The organism is Vibrio sp. (assembly GCF_984391705.1).
Genome location: NZ_CFHWOM010000040.1, coordinates 18,226 through 34,149 on the forward strand (window position 1 = coordinate 18,226; position 15,924 = coordinate 34,149).

General features: G+C 46.3%; 18 protein-coding genes and 1 pseudogene. 2 read left to right on the forward strand and 17 right to left on the reverse strand.

Annotation, left to right across the window (positions count from 1 at the left end; translation table 11 throughout):
* Positions 1 to 3: 3 nt before the first annotated feature.
* Entirely contained in the window at positions 4 to 819 is an 816-nt protein-coding gene (locus tag AC4MRV_RS16505) for an EAL domain-containing protein (protein WP_491188419.1), read from the reverse strand.
* 133 nt (positions 820 to 952) lie between these two features.
* Between AC4MRV_RS16505 and AC4MRV_RS16510 the strand changes: the two genes are divergently transcribed.
* Positions 953 to 1,177 carry a hypothetical protein gene (locus AC4MRV_RS16510; protein ID WP_491188420.1) on the forward strand — a complete coding sequence of 75 codons (225 nt, stop codon included), beginning with the start codon at positions 953 to 955 and terminating at the stop codon, positions 1,175 to 1,177.
* Between the two features lie 51 nt (positions 1,178 to 1,228).
* On the opposite strand, the gene aroC is transcribed toward AC4MRV_RS16510, so the two are convergent.
* Both aroC and prmB read right to left on the reverse strand, forming a co-directional pair.
* Positions 1,229 to 2,314 (reverse strand): chorismate synthase, encoded by a 1,086-nt coding sequence (gene aroC, locus AC4MRV_RS16515; protein ID WP_491188421.1) that lies wholly within the window; start codon positions 2,312 to 2,314, stop codon positions 1,229 to 1,231.
* A gap of 190 nt (positions 2,315 to 2,504) precedes the next feature.
* Positions 2,505 to 3,437 carry a 50S ribosomal protein L3 N(5)-glutamine methyltransferase gene (gene prmB / locus AC4MRV_RS16520; RefSeq protein ID WP_491188422.1) on the reverse strand — a complete coding sequence of 311 codons (933 nt, stop codon included), beginning with the start codon at positions 3,435 to 3,437 and terminating at the stop codon, positions 2,505 to 2,507.
* A 61-nt stretch (positions 3,438 to 3,498) separates the two neighbouring features.
* On the opposite strand from prmB, the gene smrB reads away from it, so the two are divergent.
* On the forward strand, positions 3,499 to 4,029 hold the full coding sequence (gene smrB, locus AC4MRV_RS16525; RefSeq protein ID WP_491188423.1) for an endonuclease SmrB: 531 nt from the start codon (positions 3,499 to 3,501) through the stop codon (positions 4,027 to 4,029).
* A 115-nt stretch (positions 4,030 to 4,144) separates the two neighbouring features.
* Here the strand turns inward: smrB and flhB are convergent, their stop codons facing one another.
* The 14 genes and pseudogenes from flhB to AC4MRV_RS16595 form a co-directional block, all read right to left on the reverse strand.
* A complete protein-coding gene (gene flhB, locus AC4MRV_RS16530; RefSeq protein WP_491188424.1) occupies positions 4,145 to 5,275 on the reverse strand; it encodes a flagellar biosynthesis protein FlhB in 1,131 nt (376 codons plus the stop codon).
* Between the two features lie 15 nt (positions 5,276 to 5,290).
* Positions 5,291 to 6,073 carry a flagellar biosynthetic protein FliR gene (gene fliR, locus AC4MRV_RS16535; protein WP_491188425.1) on the reverse strand — a complete coding sequence of 261 codons (783 nt, stop codon included), beginning with the start codon at positions 6,071 to 6,073 and terminating at the stop codon, positions 5,291 to 5,293.
* A 3-nt stretch (positions 6,074 to 6,076) separates the two neighbouring features.
* Positions 6,077 to 6,346, reverse strand: coding sequence for a flagellar biosynthesis protein FliQ (fliQ, locus tag AC4MRV_RS16540; RefSeq protein WP_491188426.1), 270 nt, complete (start codon positions 6,344 to 6,346; stop codon positions 6,077 to 6,079).
* A gap of 12 nt (positions 6,347 to 6,358) precedes the next feature.
* Positions 6,359 to 7,234, reverse strand: coding sequence for a flagellar type III secretion system pore protein FliP (gene fliP / locus AC4MRV_RS16545; RefSeq protein WP_491188427.1), 876 nt, complete (start codon positions 7,232 to 7,234; stop codon positions 6,359 to 6,361).
* Complete coding sequence (gene fliO / locus AC4MRV_RS16550) at positions 7,221 to 7,595, reverse strand: flagellar biosynthetic protein FliO (protein WP_491188436.1); 375 nt, start codon at positions 7,593 to 7,595, stop codon at positions 7,221 to 7,223. The genes fliP and fliO overlap by 14 nt, the downstream gene beginning before the upstream one ends.
* A 45-nt stretch (positions 7,596 to 7,640) precedes the next feature.
* On the reverse strand, positions 7,641 to 8,051 hold the full coding sequence (fliN, locus tag AC4MRV_RS16555) for a flagellar motor switch protein FliN (RefSeq protein WP_005471831.1): 411 nt from the start codon (positions 8,049 to 8,051) through the stop codon (positions 7,641 to 7,643).
* A gap of 22 nt (positions 8,052 to 8,073) precedes the next feature.
* The gene (gene fliM / locus AC4MRV_RS16560) at positions 8,074 to 9,123 is read right to left on the reverse strand and encodes a flagellar motor switch protein FliM (RefSeq protein ID WP_491188428.1); all 1,050 of its coding nucleotides are present in this window, start codon (positions 9,121 to 9,123) and stop codon (positions 8,074 to 8,076) included.
* A gap of 7 nt (positions 9,124 to 9,130) precedes the next feature.
* Positions 9,131 to 9,628 carry a flagellar basal body-associated protein FliL gene (gene fliL / locus AC4MRV_RS16565; protein ID WP_491188429.1) on the reverse strand — a complete coding sequence of 166 codons (498 nt, stop codon included), beginning with the start codon at positions 9,626 to 9,628 and terminating at the stop codon, positions 9,131 to 9,133.
* A gap of 35 nt (positions 9,629 to 9,663) precedes the next feature.
* A complete protein-coding gene (locus AC4MRV_RS16570) occupies positions 9,664 to 11,844 on the reverse strand; it encodes a flagellar hook-length control protein FliK (RefSeq protein WP_491188430.1) in 2,181 nt (726 codons plus the stop codon).
* 111 nt (positions 11,845 to 11,955) lie between these two features.
* The gene (fliJ, locus tag AC4MRV_RS16575) at positions 11,956 to 12,396 is read right to left on the reverse strand and encodes a flagellar export protein FliJ (RefSeq protein WP_491188431.1); all 441 of its coding nucleotides are present in this window, start codon (positions 12,394 to 12,396) and stop codon (positions 11,956 to 11,958) included.
* Between the two features lie 6 nt (positions 12,397 to 12,402).
* Complete coding sequence (gene fliI / locus AC4MRV_RS16580; RefSeq protein ID WP_491188432.1) at positions 12,403 to 13,725, reverse strand: flagellar protein export ATPase FliI; 1,323 nt, start codon at positions 13,723 to 13,725, stop codon at positions 12,403 to 12,405.
* Positions 13,725 to 14,525, reverse strand: a complete 801-nt coding sequence (gene fliH / locus AC4MRV_RS16585; RefSeq protein WP_491188433.1) for a flagellar assembly protein FliH — start codon at positions 14,523 to 14,525, stop codon at positions 13,725 to 13,727. Before fliH ends, fliI begins: the two co-directional genes overlap by 1 nt.
* Before the next feature lie 24 nt (positions 14,526 to 14,549).
* On the reverse strand, positions 14,550 to 15,608 hold the full coding sequence (fliG, locus tag AC4MRV_RS16590; protein ID WP_491188434.1) for a flagellar motor switch protein FliG: 1,059 nt from the start codon (positions 15,606 to 15,608) through the stop codon (positions 14,550 to 14,552).
* Positions 15,601 to 15,924, reverse strand: a pseudogene (locus AC4MRV_RS16595) (flagellar basal-body MS-ring/collar protein FliF); the annotation flags it as partial. The pseudogene AC4MRV_RS16595 and the gene fliG, both read right to left, overlap by 8 nt.

A 15,924-nucleotide genomic window follows, 5' to 3' on the forward strand; every position in this document is an offset into this window, starting at 1 on the left:
GCGCTACACCAAGACCAAAGGTTGGTAGCTTGCCAACTTTTGGCTTTGCATTGGTTTAGCAATCCAATAGCCCTGGAAATAGTCCACTCCCAGCATTCGGCACATAAGGAACTGCTCTCGCGTTTCAACGCCTTCAGCAATCGTTTTAGCACCGATCGTCTGCGCTACCTCTACAGCCTGCGCGACAAAATCAGCATCACCGACATAACTGCGATCAATTTTAAGATAAGGAGCTCGTATGGTGAAGGCTCTCTCGCGAGTCGAGTAGCAAGTCCCATAATCATCTAGCGCGGTCAAAATGCCTCGTTGTTCCAAGCAGCGCTTACCATTAATGATGCCATCTATGTCAGACTCTTCAAATTCAGTGATCTCATATACCACTTGCGAAGCATCCATTCTTAAGCACAGCAAGCGCTGCATAAAATGCTCTATTGCTTGATGATAATTGGCAACCAACGTAAATACTGACGGTGAGACATTAATAAATAATTTGCTTTGGCGATAGGTGGTATGAGCCAAGTTGATTGAGTGTAGCTTTCCGCAAAGTAAGGTCGTCACGACGTTGGCTTCATCCCCGGGAGACATCGATGCAAAATATTCTCCAGTGTTTATGAGTGTCCCATCACTATCTGTGATTCGCACCAAGCCTTCAAATGCAAACACGTTCCCCCGGCTATCCACAATGGGTTGAAAAACGGAGCTAAACTGCTTGCCCTGATAATAACCATAGACAAAACCTTCTCGTTCATTGCGAACCAAGTTTTGAATCAAGTCCATTTTTGCCGAGTAAATCGATGCGAGCTCCACAATACACCTCATAGGTTTTTTCGAACTGTAGCAAAATCATCATTAGATAAGCGTAAGCATGTGTAAGCAAACCATTACGTTCGCTTACTTGTTGCCAGGGTGAAGACGTGATGAAATTTATAAAAATATCAATTAATAAGTGACCATGACAAACACACAGCCTCGCTTCGCATTCGTTCATCCAAACTTTGATACTGTGACCGTCAAACGCAACGGACAAACCCTCACGCTAGAGACAAATTGCAGCTTTGAACTTGCAGATTTTGCTCCACTCGCCATAGACGCTGCCATTGAGCAAGATATCCGCGTTTTGTTAATTGATAGAGAAACCGGAAAGAAAATCGATTTCCACAACGTATTAAGTGCATAAAAAAGCCCCGATTTTGACATCGGGGCTTAATCTATCCATTACTTACGGCGGTTAAATTTGTGGCGTTTCTGTTGTCACGCCATGATTTTGACCACGGTGACGAAGCAAATGATCTAGAACCACAATCGCGAGCATTGCCTCTGCAATTGGCACAGCACGGATACCAACACATGGGTCATGACGCCCTTTAGTAATCAGCTCCGTTGATTCACCTTGTTTGGTAATCGTTTCACCAGGAACCGTAATACTTGATGTTGGTTTTAAGGCGATATTGGCAACAATATCTTGCCCTGTCGAAATACCACCTAAGATACCACCCGCATGGTTACTGCCAAATCCATCTGGAGTTAAAATATCGCGGTGTTCGCTGCCTTTTTGGCTGACAACATCAAAGCCATCACCAATTTCAACGCCTTTCACCGCGTTGATGCTCATTAACGCATGCGCAATATCGGCATCCAAGCGGTCAAATACTGGTTCACCTAAGCCTACAGGAACATTGGTAGCGACCACTTGTAGTTTCGCTCCAATAGAGTCACCCTGCTTTTTAAGGTCACGAATTAGTTGGTCGAATGCTTCCACTTTGTCTGCGTCTGGACAGAAGAAAGCGTTGTTTTCAATTTCGTCCCAATCAACTTTATCAATCGACACATCGCCCATTTGCGATAGATAAGCACGAATTTCTACGCCAAACTCTTGCTTAAGGTATTTTTTTGCAATCGAGCCTGCTGCAACACGCATTGCTGTTTCACGCGCAGAAGAACGACCACCACCACGGTAATCGCGCACCCCATATTTTTGATGGTAGGTGTAGTCAGCATGACCTGGGCGGAATTTATCTTTGATTTCGGAATAGTCTTTTGAACGCTGATCGGTGTTTTCAATCAGCAGGCCAATTGAAGTGCCCGTGGTTTGGCCTTCAAATACGCCGGAGAGGATCTTCACTTCATCTGGTTCACGGCGTTGAGTGGTATAACGAGAAGTACCTGGACGACGACGGTCCAGATCAATCTGAATATCTGCTTCGCTAATTTCCAGACCTGGAGGGCATCCGTCGACGATACATCCTAGTGCGATACCGTGACTTTCCCCGAATGTGGTTACGCGGAAATGTTGTCCGATACTGTTTCCTGCCATTACTTCCTCAAACTGGTTTCACTCTGTACACAGAGCTTTACACTTTAATTTTTCATAATTTCATAGTGTCTTTATTACGGATTGATGTAAACCCCCAAACCACAACTATTTTGTTTTTTGCCACGCATAAAAAAACGCCAAGCCGATAGATAACTCCGGCTTGGCGTTCAACTATTTGTCAAACAGTGCGTTAGTCTTTGTAAATAGAAAATTCTTCCGCATGTTCTAACATTTGCTCACGCGTTAGCATAAACACGCCGTGACCACCATTTTCAAACTCTAACCAAGTAAATGGAATATGCGGGTATTGCTCCATCATGTGGATCATTGAGTTACCGACCTCACAGATAAGAATACCGTTCTCTGTTAAGTAGTCAGGAGCGTTTGCAAGAATGCGACGTACCAATTTCAAACCGTCTGTTCCTGCTGCTAAACCCAATTCTGGCTCATGAGTAAACTCTTCAGGCAAGCTATTCATGTCTTCTTCGTCCACGTATGGTGGATTAGATACAATCAGGTTGTACTGCTCTTTTGGAAGATCACGGAATAGATCTGAACGGATAGGGAAAACTTGCTGCTCCATGCCGTGGTCTTGGATGTTTTGCTCAGCAACTTGGAGTGCGTCAGTCGAAATATCAATCGCATCCACTTCCGCATCCGGGAATGCATGTGCGCATGCAATAGCGATACAACCACTACCTGTACACAAGTCCATGATACGAGTTGGCTCTTCAATCAGCCAAGGTTGGAACTCTGCTTGGATAAGCTCGCCAATAGGTGAACGTGGAACCAATACACGTTCATCAACAAAGAACTCTAGACCACAGAACCACGCACGGTTAGTCAGATAAGCCGTTGGCGTACGTTCATTAATACGTTTAACCACTCGCTCAACAACACGCAAACGCTCGCTGCTCGTTAAACGAGAATTCAGTACATGTGGAGGCACATCAATTGGCAGGTACAGTGTTGGTAGGACAAGCTGAACCGCTTCATCCCATGCGTTATCAGTACCGTGACCATAAAAAAGGTTAGCGGCGTTGAAACGACTCACTGTCCAACGAATCATATCTTGAAGCGTGTGAAGTTCTGATACCGCTTCTTCTACAAAAATCTTATCCAAAATTGCCTCCGAAAAGCGCTACAATACTGCCAATAGCATTTTTTAATACATATTATGACCCATGAGCAAAAAAGACACCGATAACGATGATGATTTCGCCCTTTTTAGGGATGCAGTACAAGGCGTAAAAAAGTTGTCACAGGATACCATAGTCCAGCAACCAAAAAGAAATACTAAGCAAAAAGAAATCACCCGTACTAGCCGCGAAGCCAGTGATTCAGAATTCTACTTTTCAGATGAGTTTGTGCCGCTACTGAGCGAAGATGGTCCAACACGTTACGCACGTGATGACGTTTCGACCTACGAGGTAAAGCGCCTACGCCGAGGCGTATATGTACCGGATGTCTTTTTGGATATGCACGGTATGACACAACTTGAAGCCAAACGCGAACTTGGCTCCATGATCGCATACTGCGTTAAGAATGAGATCTCCTGTGCGTGTGTTCAACACGGTATCGGTAAGCATATATTAAAGCAGAAAGCCCCTCTGTGGCTTGCCCAACACCCCGATGTCATGGCGTTTCACCAGGCTCCGTTAGAGTTTGGTGGTGATGGTGCGCTATTGGTTCTACTTTCGATTCCAGAAAAGTAGTAAGTAAAGAGATAACGTAAAAAGGCTGACGCATCATTCGTCAGCCTTTTTAGTTGATAGCCGCAACAGCCTTATCTAAGTGCGCGTCACGCTAATCGAATAAGGAGGATAGAGCCTACTTCCTCAAATCAGGCGGAATTGGTAGCTCAGACGTTTTAAGATTAGGTCTCTGGCCACCACGCTTGCGGTACTGTTTTAGCTGGAATACATAAGCCAACACTTGTGCCACAGCCGTAAATAATCCATCAGGGATTTCTTGCTCTAACTCAGTGGAGTGGTAAAGCGCACGCGCTAGCGGTGGTGCCGGGATGACGTAAATATCATGCTCACGAGCAATTTCACGGATTTTTAACGCCATATGGTCGGTACCTTTTGCCACTACAATAGGTGCTCGATCGGTATTTTGCTTATAGCGCAGTGCGACAGAGAAGTGCTCCGGGTTGGTGACAATCACATCCGCTTGTGGCACTTCCGCCATCATTCGGCGTTGAGCCGCTTCACGTTGCAACATACGAATACGACCTTTGACTTCCGGCTTACCTTCCGTCTCCTTGTACTCATCTTTAACTTCTTGTTTAGTCATTTTAAGCTGGTTTGCGTGTTGCCAGATCTGGAATGGAATATCGATAGCCACCACAATCAGCAAAGAACAACTAATCAATAAAACAAAGTTAAGTAGAATATCTAACGCGTGGAAAATGTTTTGTGGAAACACATCCATACTCAGCTGAAACAAATCTTCTTTCGCAGCATTGATGAGATAAAAAGCCATACCCGACACCAAGGCAACTTTCAGTATCGACTTAATCAACTCGACCCAACTTTGAACACCCACCATGCGTTTTAAGCCACTCAATGGGTTCATTTTGGAAAGTTTTGGCATTGCAGCTTCCACAGAGAAGCTAATGCCACCAACCCCCGCAGCACCGGCAACAGCGGCGATGAACAACGTCACAAGGATAAGAATCAGAGGCAAGATAAGGCTAGTCAAAGAACCGAGCGCAATGTCGAATAATTTCACATGATCGAAAATTTCTTCTCTTGAGAGTGAAAAAAGGCGTTCCATAACGGTAAACAAGGCGCGTGCCAATGACTCGCCAAACCACATCAGCGATACTGCACCCACAACTAATACTGAAACTGACGCCAGCTCTTTTGACCTTGCAACCTGCCCTTTTTCTCGAGCCTGTTGCAAGCGTCTGGGCGTGGCGTCTTCGGTACGTTCTTGACCGTCAGACTCTGCCATTCAATTTCCCAGTAGTTAACAATTCAAACGGATGAAACTACAGATCTGCTGTTCACCCTGTATCCAGAATAGCTCATAGTGACTGTACAACCCGCCAAGAATGTACCAACACAACAGCAAACCCACCATTAATGCGAAAGCAAAACCAAGTGAGAAAATGTTTAGCTGAGGGGCTGCACGGGTCATTACGCCGAATGATAAGTTAATAGTAAGTAGCGCGATAATACCAGACAACGACATACTCAAGGCCACCTTGAACATAATGCCCAACCAAGAAGCAAGTTCTCGAAAATCAACAGTCGTCAAAGAACCTGTGCCAACCGGTAACGACTTAAAGCTCATCACCACCAGCATAATCATTTTTAAATGCCCATCCGTAGCAAGAAAAAACATAGTAGCGAGAAACATAAATAGCTGACCAAGCAGGGGCGTATTTTGACCGTTGGCAGGATCAACCATAGAGGCAAAACCTAAGCTCGATTGCATACCCAGAATTTGGCCCAAAATGACGAACGTCTGAATCATAAATTGAGTTACCGTTCCCATCGCAACGCCGATAATGATTTGTTCTAGCAAGGTCATAAAGCCTGCAAACGAGAGCAACTCAATATTTTCTGGCACTGCGGGGATAGCTGGCATCACGGCAAACGTGAGAGCTAGACCAAGATAAAGCCGCACTCGAGTAGGTACAAAGCGCGCGCCGGTAACCGTCATTACCATTAGCATCGCGGCAATACGAGTGTACGGCCAAAAGTAGTTGGCGAGCCAATCAAGAACAAGGCTAGCAGGATACTCCATAACTTAATACAGAACCTGGGGAAGCCGTTCAATGATACTGAAGAAGAACTCCATCATCATTTGCGTCATCCAGTGAGCAAAAAGCATCAGAGCCAGCAAAGTGACAATCAAACGAGGCAAGAAACTCAATGTTTGTTCGTTTATCGAGGTAGCTGCTTGGAATATCGCCACCACTAAGCCGATCAGTAGACTCGGGATTATAATGGCACACACCATGATGAGTACCATCCATAGTGCGTCTCGAAACAGCTCAACAAATATCTCAGGAGTCATACTTATCTCCCGCTACAAGGCGAAACTGCCGGCTAGAGTGGAGAGTATTAGGTTCCAGCCATCCACCAAGACAAACAACATCAGCTTAAACGGAAGTGATACGATCATAGGGGATAGCATCATCATACCCATTGCCATCAGGACTGACGCTACCACTAAGTCAATAATGAGGAACGGGAGGAACAGCATAAAACCAATCTGGAAGGCTGTTTTTAGCTCAGACGTAATAAACGCAGGAATGAGCACTGCCATAGACACGTCTTCTGGCGCTGTAGCCGTTGAGCCGGAAATATTAACGAAAGTCTCCAAATCCTTCACTCGCGTCTGCTTAAGCATGAAGTCTTTCATCGGAGCTTGGGCTAAATCGAACGCTTCGCGCGCTGAAATCTGTTCATTGATGTATGGCTGAACGGCTACATCGTTAATCTTATTGAGCACAGGAGACATGATAAAGAAGGTCAAGAAGATCGCGATACCAATAATCACCTGATTAGACGGCGTCTGTTGCAAACCCATCGCTTGGCGTAAGATCGACATCACGACAACGATACGAGTAAAAGACGTCATCAAGATAACCATTGCTGGTAAAAAACCAAGCATGGTCATTAACGCTAGGATCTGAAGGTTAACCGAATAATCTTCACTACCATCGGGATTGGTCGTCATGGTGAACGCAGGGACACCACCTCCTCCCCCCGTAAAGCTTCCCGTGGTAATCGTTCTAGCCGCACCTTGCTCTTGAGTCATCGCGCTGACCGTCACCGACTGAGAAGGGGCCGCATTAGCAGGAATTGGCGTCTCTAACTCTTCCTGCGCTACTGATACGGCAGAAAAAACAGAAAGTAAAAACGCCAAGATGAGGGCTGAGAATGGACTAGTTTTTATCATTCTTTTTCAATAGCTGACTGAGTTGACTCGCAAACGGACTGGTTGCTAACGCAGATTTATTCAGCTCCTCCTGAGATAATGGTTTGTCCAATTTAGAAATCAACTGGATAGATTGTGGGGTCACTCCAACGAGAAACTGCTCTTCACCCGCTTGAACTATCATTATCCGTTCACGAGTGCCGACAGGAATCTGCCTTACAACACTCAACCCTTGCTGGTTTACAAGTGCGGGAATACGCATCCGCTTAAGCAACCAAGCCAGAAATAAGATAAAGATAATAACGAACAAGAGCGACCCAAATGTGGTCGCCCAATCTAGCTGACTACCCGGTGTAGCAGCCCATGCCGAAGATGAAAACATAGCTAGAACAAAGAGTGAAAACCGTTTCACTATATAAGCCATACTCTACCTTAGCTTCTTGATACGCTCAGTTTGACTGATTACGTCGGTCAGGCGAATACCGAATTTATCGTTGACCACAACCACCTCGCCGTGAGCAATCAGTGTGCCGTTTACCAACACATCCAAAGATTCACCGGCTAAACGTTCCAACTCAACCACAGAGCCTTGGTTTAACTGAAGTAAGTTTCGGATACTAATCTGAGAGCGCCCAACTTCCATTGAAATAGTAACAGGAATATCGAGGATAGTGTCGAGCTTACGACGCTCATCATCGGAAATTGGGCTCGAGGTATCTTCAAGCTCATCAAGCTGAGCTGACATTACTTCATCGACATCAATTTCAGGTGCACTTGGATCTTCACCTAAGGCTGCGGCCCATTCGTCAGCCAATTTTTGATCGTCACTTGGTTCCATACCTAATACCTACAATTCTTTATTAATCTTCGATTTCACCGTCATCATCTTCCAACTCGGAAATGACATCTTTGCCTAAGAAGGCGATATCGGTTTTGACCACATCTGGTCGTTTGATTTTCTCTGACACCTGTACAGCTAAGTTCTCACCAGAACGTCCCATTTTAACTCGGAATGTTGGCAGTTCTTCGACGAACATAGTCGCGTGTTCAGGCATAGTGATCGGGATAATATCTCCCGGTCTAAGTTCCATAAGGTCTCTCAATGAGATGTCTTGCTCTAGCAAATTAACTCGGAAGTTAACTGGGACATCCATGATTTCTTCGCGTAGCGCAGTGCTCCAACGAACGTCAGTTTCCATTTTGTCTGACTGAACACCCGCATCCAATAGCTCTCGAATCGGCTCAACCATCGAATATGGCATAACAACGTGGAAATCACCGCCGCCTCCATCAACTTCGATATGGAATGAACTCACAACGATCACTTCCGTCGGGCTAACGATGTTCGCCATGCTTGGGTTTACTTCGGAGTCGAGGTACTCAAACTCAACCCCCATAACAGGAGACCAAGCTTCCTTATAATCTTCAAAAACAATTTTCAGTAGCAGCTGAACGATACGGCGCTCAGTTGGCGTAAATTCACGACCTTCGATACGTGCGTGAAAACGGCCATCACCGCCAAAAAAGTTCTCTACCAAAATAAAGACTAAACGTGCCTCCATGGTGATAAGCGCAGTACCTTTTAACGGTCTGAAGCGCACCATGTTCAAACTGGTTGGAACGTATAATGTGTTTTGGTATTCACCGAACTTCATCATCTGAACACCATTGATCGACACTTCAGCTGTTTTGCGTAGCATATTGAACAAGCTAATTCGCAAGTGTCGAGCAAAACGCTCATTAATAAGTTCCAGCGTTGGCATTCGACCACGGACAATGCGGTCTTGCGAGGAAAAGTCGAAGTCGACAGCGCTGGCATCACTGGCAACCGCTTCCTCTTCAACCTCATCGACGTCATCTACGCCATGAAGTAACGCGTCAATCTCATCTTGACTTAATAGATCTGTCACGGTTCACCTATTGGATGACAAAGTCAGTAAATAGGACACGTTCAATCACTGGCTGCCCTACAGCTCGGGTTAGACTCGCTTTGATGTCTTCCGTCGCTTTTTCTCTTAATTCGACTCGCCCAGTTGCACTGCGAAGCTGCTCAACGGTTGCCGAAGCAAAAGTACTCAGCAAAGAGCTTTCAACAAGTGGCGAGTGATAACGAGCTAAGTTCTCGTTTTCAGTTCCACGTACCATCAACTGAACTTTAATTTGAACCAGTCGATCTCGCTTGTCGCCCGTTACATTGAAAATAAATGGTTGAGCAATATTTACATAAGCAACAGGATCGGTGGGAGCAACCACTTCTTGTTGTGCCGCTTGTTCTTCAGCAGCGCCTTCGTCTGACCCCATCAAGAAAAACGCAGCACCGCCTCCACCAAGTAGAAGGACCACAACGGCAACGATAATGATGATCAGTTTACCTTTCCCTTTGGGAGCTTCTGTTTCGACTTCTTCAACTGCCATAACTTAACGTTCTCTTTATGTTGGTATTTTATAGTTTAAGCGTAATAACTAATTCCATCACGCTTTGCAGCCACATTCAAATCAAGATTGATGTCTGGTTCAAGATTTTCTTCACCTAAACCTGCTTGATTGCTGTTTGGTTGACCAGCTTGCCCTTGCCCGTTTGCAGCGTAACGGTTTTGTTGTTGGCCACTCGATTGCTGTTGGACTGAAGTGTCACCTAACTGAACACCTTGTTGAGCGAGCATCTCCCGTAAACGAGGCATAGATTGTTCCAGCGCATCCCGAGCTTGTTGGTTAGCCACTGTAAAATGGACTGTCGCCCCATCACCATTCATGTTCATGCGAATTTGCATGCGTCCAAGCTCAGGCGGATCAAGTCTAATATCAATGTTCTTCAAGTTCTTAGACATCATCATTTGAACACGTTCCGCGACTTGGTCACTGGCCATTTCTCGATTTAGCTGTAACGGCACTTGAGCAGCTTGTTCTGCACGAACTTGCCCCAAAGGAGTATTGGCTTGCTGCACGCCAGCGGCTTGAGCGAGTTGCTGAGCAAACCCAGACTCAGAGCTAGAACTCTGCTCGCCTTTTGTCGTATTGCTATTGTTGAGTAACGTTCCTGCTGCTTTGGCTCCCATCGCTGCTTTTAGCATTGCCTGTTCGGCTACAACGGGATTCGAGGTCGCCGTAACTGGCGCACTCACCATCGCTTGGACTTGGCTCGCGACGACATCGGTGCCTGCTCCAGGTACAGGCATTGCCGTATTAATCTGTGTAGCTGACGCAATTTGACTCGCTTGTGACTGTGTCAAGGCCTGATGTACTGACTGCGCAACAACCGCCTGTTGTGCATGCGTCTGTTTAGGTTGCAAAAAAACATCATCACTTACTACAACATCATCACTGTTTACCGCCCAAGGAATTGCTGCGGCTGTAACAGCTGCCGCTACAGGCACTTCCGAACCTACCGGCACAGTGTCTGTAACGTTAGCGTCCGAAACTCGGGTTTGAACAGTTAACTCTGGAGAGTTTTTGAACTCAGCTTTAGTAGTCTCTGCTTCGGTCTTGGTCGCATTCGTAACTGCCGCTGACGCAGTGATAACAGGAGCCACACTCACTTCTTCGCCTTGCTGATCAGTGGTCGTGGCTTGTTCTACTACATCCTGCTGCTCTGCACTATTGGCGACAACTTGTGACTTAGATGCCGCTTCCAGTTGTTCAAGTTCATCCATTTCACTATCAACAACTTTGTGTTGAGTCGTGTTTAGTTGGGTTGCAAGCTCCGCTTCATCCTGCTCACTTGCCACAGCTTGCTGCACACCCATTGCAACCATCGTTCTAGCTGCTATAGGATTCTCTCCTTCAACAGTTGTCACATCAGTAGAAACGACTTGTTCCGTTAATGGTGCTGAGTTGTCTGTTTCGATAAATGGCTTCACCGCCGCTGGAATAGCGACCGCTTTTGCGACATCACCGGACTCCGTCTGAGATTCCAAATCGGTCGATTTAGCCGACATTTGTTCTCTCTCGACAACTTTAGGTACGCTTGAAACAGGCACCTCGTCTTCAATCAATGGCGTTTGTTGAAGTTTGTTTTCCGTCAGCTGATCACGAGATGTCATTACCGCTGCGCCAGACACGGCTGCAATATCTTCGGTTTTATTCGTCGCTGGTTTAACTTCTACTTCACCACTTTCATCAAGAGGCAAGGCCTTGCCGTTATTCGATTGAAGTGTACTGTTAGCTTGATCTAAGCGTTTTAGGATCTCTTTGTTATCTGCGACGATTTGTTCTGCGTCATTTGAAGCCGTCTTCTCAGCTTGAGGTAACGCTTTAAGGGAATCACTTTCCTCTTGCTCAGCTTTCAAGTTGGGATTCGGCTCATTATCACCTTGGGGTTTACCTGAATGTTGCTTAGCCTTAACGACTACTTCATCGTTTTCGCTGCTAAGCAGTTCATCTGTAGAGCTATTTTCAACCTTAGAAGCCTTAATGACATCTACTGACTCTTCAGATTCTGAGTCAACACTGGAGGCTTCGGCTGAGTCTGGTTTGACACTTTTCTCACCCTCTGCAGATTCACCTTTAATGAAAGCAGATAGTTTAGAAAAGAAACCTTCTGAAGAACCGTCTTCACTGATTTCAGCGCTGCTTTCTAGGCTAGCTTTGGTTGCCTTTGGGCTGTCAGTAACTGTTGATAGATTTATATTCATAGTCAAACACCTGTGCAGGCTGAACATTGAGTTCATTAAGGGCGGCAAGTTCGCCAAGTTAACCACTGTTACAGCAAGAAGTGAGCCATAATATAGTGACAAGGCGTGATGTTAGTTCGATATACGGCGAGAGAATTGTAGTGTGGCAAACTCATCCATCTGCTTTTGTTCCCGAGCGTTTTCAAGATGGGCTTTTTCTTTTTGCTTTTTCTCTATCAGCCACTCATAAGATCTGCGCTGTTTGCGACTTTCTAACCAGTTTTGTTCGCAGCCATCCACCTGCCCTTTGAAGTGCTCTTCGGCTTGCTTTTGCTTCGCAAGTGTCTCATCTAAAGTGGTCAAAAATCGGTTCAAATGGCTGTACTGGCTGGCGGTAAGCCCTTGCTGGCCACGCTCTACCAGCTGCTTACAGTAATCTAAACGATACTTTTCAATTTGTTCTAACTGGAGATAGTATCCTTCAAGCTCTTTCCTAGCTTGACTAAGCGCTAGTACCGCTTGATTTTCGCGCTCTTTTGCCTGCTCAAGTAAAAATTCTAGTGCATTATCCATCGCCTACTACTCCCCTTGCAGCAGGCCACGCAACATATTCACACACATGTCGTAAGGCACGCTTTCCTTCATAGATTGCTGTAAATACATATCAAGCTTAGGCTTTATCGTAAATGCACCATCAATTGCAGCGTCTGTTCCCGGCTTGTATGCGCCAATAGAAACCAAGTCTTGATTTTTACGACAAACAGAGAGTACCTGACGTACCGCTTTCGACATGAGAACATGCTCTTCAGAAGTAATTTGTGGCATAACGCGGCTGACCGATTTTTCTACATCGATCGCTGGATAGTGACCGGCATCCGCCATCTCGCGTGATAGTACAACGTGACCATCTAAAATCGCGCGCGAAGCATCTGCAATAGGGTCTTGTAAATCATCACCCTCTGTCAGAACGGTAAAGAATGCCGTAATCGAACCCTGCTCTGGGCTTCCGTTACCCGCTCGCTCTACCAGCGCAGGTAACTTTGCAAATACCGAAGGTGGATAACCTTTGGTCGCAGGTGGCTCACCGACAGATAATGCAATTTCACGCTGTGCTTGCGCAAATCGAGTCAAAGAGTCCATCAGCAACAATACATCTAACCCTTGGTCACGGAAGTATTCGGCAATCGTGAGCGCCGTTTGGCAACCTTTCAATCGCATCAGCGGAGAAGAGTCTGCGGGAGCTGCAACCACGACGGAGCGTTGGCGACCATCTACCCCTAAAATCTCTTCGATAAACTCTTTCACTTCTCGTCCACGCTCACCTATCAGACCAACGACAACAACTTGAGCTGTTGTACCCCGGGTCATCATGCCCAAAGTGACCGATTTACCAACACCTGAACCTGCAAAAAGACCAATACGTTGGCCTTTACCTACGGTGAGTAGACCATTGATTGCTTTTATCCCGACATCGAGAGGTTCTGAAATTGGCTTGCGAGCTAAGGGGTTAATTGGGTCGGCATTGAAGGAAGCGCGTTTCTCAGTGTAGATAGGGCCGAGACCATCAAGTGGATTACCGACACCATCGATCACCCGTCCAAGAAGCTCCATACCAACGGGAAGGCCAGCTTCACTCGTTAGGGGCGTTACTTTAGCACCTGGCAGCACACCCGTAATTTGTTCGCTTGGCATTAAGTACAAGTTGTCGCCTGAAAAGCCTACGACCTCCGCTTCCATCTCACCATGCATAGTCTCGACGCGGCATAAGCTGCCTATTGGAGCTCGACAACCGGTCGCTTCTAAGGTCAAGCCAACCACTCGTACCAACTTTCCAGACGCGACGGGTCTACACGTTAACCCGCTGGTTTTGTATTGAGAAAGGCGTTCAGCAAGGGCGAGCACTACTCACCACCTTGGTGGCGGTTCACCCCACAAAAGCTTTGGATAACATTGCGAATACGCTCTTCCATACGATAGTTGACGCTCGACTCACCCGCCTCAATTTGGACATCACCACGATTCAACGCAGGCTCTGACATTAATGTCCAATTGCGGAAGTTAAGTTCTTCTTCACCATAGGATGAACGAATGATGTCTACATCATCAGGGTGCAGTTTGAGAGTAATCGCGTGACCAGAAATTGGTAACGATTCAACAGACTGTTTGATGGTATCAAGGATGACTTGAGGATTCGTTTGAACCTCAACATGAACCACTTCCTTAACCATAGTCAGTACCATGTCGACCAGTTGTTTTTCAACTTGGGCATTCATCAGTTCAAGAGGCTGCGCAAACTGGTTAGCTAAACCAACAAAGGTTTGAACTTGCTGCTGAATAAACTCCTGCCCGGCAGCAACACCTTCAAGCTTACCCGCTTCAAGGCCTTCTTGATGCCCTTCCTCTAAACCTTGCTCTTTGCCTTTGTCATAACCTTGTTTGAAGCCCGCTTCTTGGCCTTGATGTAAGCCTTCCTGATAAGCTTGCTGCTTTATCAGTTCAATTTCTTCTTCGGTTAACTCAGCTGGGGCTTCTTCCGCTGGCTCGGAAAAAGTTGGCATAAAGCTGGGGTCGTAGTTCATTGCTGTCTCTTTCGCCTGGGAATGAGTCTCAGACGTATAATCTGGCATCCCCCAGCGCTCAGCTTTCTGAACTACTTCATCATCTTCTAAACGCAAGAAACCACGCTTTCTATCCCCAGACATAGACACCTTACTTAATCACTAAAATTACAAGAATTCATCCGCGCCGCCACCTAGCATGATCTCACCAGAGTCAGCCATGCGTCGAGCAATTGCCAGAATTTCTTTTTGAGCCGCTTCTACATCCGATACTTTTATTGGAGGCATAGCTTCCAGATCATCACGCATCATCTCTGCAGCACGTTTAGACATGTTCTTGAATATCTTGTCACGAAGGCCGTCATCAGCACCTTTGAGTGCACGTTGTAGAGCATCTTGAGGAACGTCACGCAGCAATTTTTGGATACCTTGGTCGTCCACTTCGATAAGGTTCTCGAATACGAACATGAGATCTTGAATCTGCGTCGCCATATCTTCGTCTTGGTCTCGAATCTGATCCATCAAGATACCTTCGACGTTGTTGTCCATGTAGTTCATGATCTCTGCTGCTGCCTTCAGGCCACCAATCTTGGCAGCTTGAGCACCCGCTTGACCTGCGAACTGCTTCTCCATGATTTCGTTCAGCTCTGCCAATGCTGACGGCTGAACTTCTTCTAAGTTTGCAATACGCATCATCAGATCGAGGCGGTCACGCTCAGCAAATTGAGACAAGATCTCTGCCGATTGATCCGGCTCTAAGTAGGACAATACAATTGTTTGAATCTGAGGGTGTTCGTTGATGATAATGCTGGCAACTTGTCTAGGATCCATCCACTTAAGTGAATCGAGCCCTTTTGAACCTGTGCCCAACAGAATCTGATCGACCAAGTTATTCGCTTTGTCTTCACCCAACGCAGCAACAAGGGCATTACGCATGAAGTCTTCGCTGCCCATACCAATGTTGGTGTATTTCTGAATATCTTCCAAGAAAGCGCGATGCACAGCACCGACTTTTTCTTGGCTTAAGTCGGCAGCACGAGCCATCGCGCTACCCACTCGTTGTACTTGTTTTGGTTCTAAATGGCGAATAATGCCCGCCGCATCTTCTTCGTTCAAACTCAGAAGAAGAATCGCAGCGCGCTCTTCACCAGGAATGGTTGATATATCCACGGCGTTCTCTGCTACCTCACCGCCTTCCTCTTGCTGGGGTACTATTTCGTTAGGCATCTTGCATCCAATTCTTCACTACCTGTGCAGCTAGCTCAGGTTCATTTGCAACCAGAGCACGGACTGCTTTCAACACATCTTCGTCTTTATGTAGGTTCGGTAAATCGATACTTGAACCAAATTCAAACAGCTCACCGCCTTCAAGATCACTACCTATCAAGCTAGTCTCACCATCCGCACCAATTGGTAGTCCATCAGGACCGTACAGTTGGTCGTCATCGTCATCAGAAGCTGGGTTGAGCAGTTTCTTCATGGCAGGGCGGACTAATACCAACACAACCACGATGATAACAAGAGCACTGGCGAACCAACGCAC

Excerpts from the sequence above, each read along its gene's own strand:
- AC4MRV_RS16505 (WP_491188419.1), bottom strand. The coding sequence starts at position 819 with ATGAGGTGTATTGTGGAGCTCGCATCGATTTACTCGGCAAAAATGGAC.
- AC4MRV_RS16510 (WP_491188420.1), top strand. The coding sequence starts at position 953 with ATGACAAACACACAGCCTCGCTTCGCATTCGTTCATCCAAACTTTGAT.
- aroC (WP_491188421.1), bottom strand. The coding sequence starts at position 2,314 with ATGGCAGGAAACAGTATCGGACAACATTTCCGCGTAACCACATTCGGG.
- smrB (WP_491188423.1), top strand. The coding sequence starts at position 3,499 with ATGAGCAAAAAAGACACCGATAACGATGATGATTTCGCCCTTTTTAGG.
- flhB (WP_491188424.1), bottom strand. The coding sequence starts at position 5,275 with ATGGCAGAGTCTGACGGTCAAGAACGTACCGAAGACGCCACGCCCAGA.
- fliR (WP_491188425.1), bottom strand. The coding sequence starts at position 6,073 with ATGGAGTATCCTGCTAGCCTTGTTCTTGATTGGCTCGCCAACTACTTT.
- fliQ (WP_491188426.1), bottom strand. The coding sequence starts at position 6,346 with ATGACTCCTGAGATATTTGTTGAGCTGTTTCGAGACGCACTATGGATG.
- fliP (WP_491188427.1), bottom strand. The coding sequence starts at position 7,234 with ATGATAAAAACTAGTCCATTCTCAGCCCTCATCTTGGCGTTTTTACTT.
- fliO (WP_491188436.1), bottom strand. The coding sequence starts at position 7,595 with ATGTTTTCATCTTCGGCATGGGCTGCTACACCGGGTAGTCAGCTAGAT.
- fliN (WP_005471831.1), bottom strand. The coding sequence starts at position 8,051 with ATGGAACCAAGTGACGATCAAAAATTGGCTGACGAATGGGCCGCAGCC.
- fliL (WP_491188429.1), bottom strand. The coding sequence starts at position 9,628 with ATGGCAGTTGAAGAAGTCGAAACAGAAGCTCCCAAAGGGAAAGGTAAA.
- AC4MRV_RS16570 (WP_491188430.1), bottom strand. The coding sequence starts at position 11,844 with ATGAATATAAATCTATCAACAGTTACTGACAGCCCAAAGGCAACCAAA.
- fliJ (WP_491188431.1), bottom strand. The coding sequence starts at position 12,396 with ATGGATAATGCACTAGAATTTTTACTTGAGCAGGCAAAAGAGCGCGAA.
- fliH (WP_491188433.1), bottom strand. The coding sequence starts at position 14,525 with ATGTCTGGGGATAGAAAGCGTGGTTTCTTGCGTTTAGAAGATGATGAA.
- fliG (WP_491188434.1), bottom strand. The coding sequence starts at position 15,608 with ATGCCTAACGAAATAGTACCCCAGCAAGAGGAAGGCGGTGAGGTAGCA.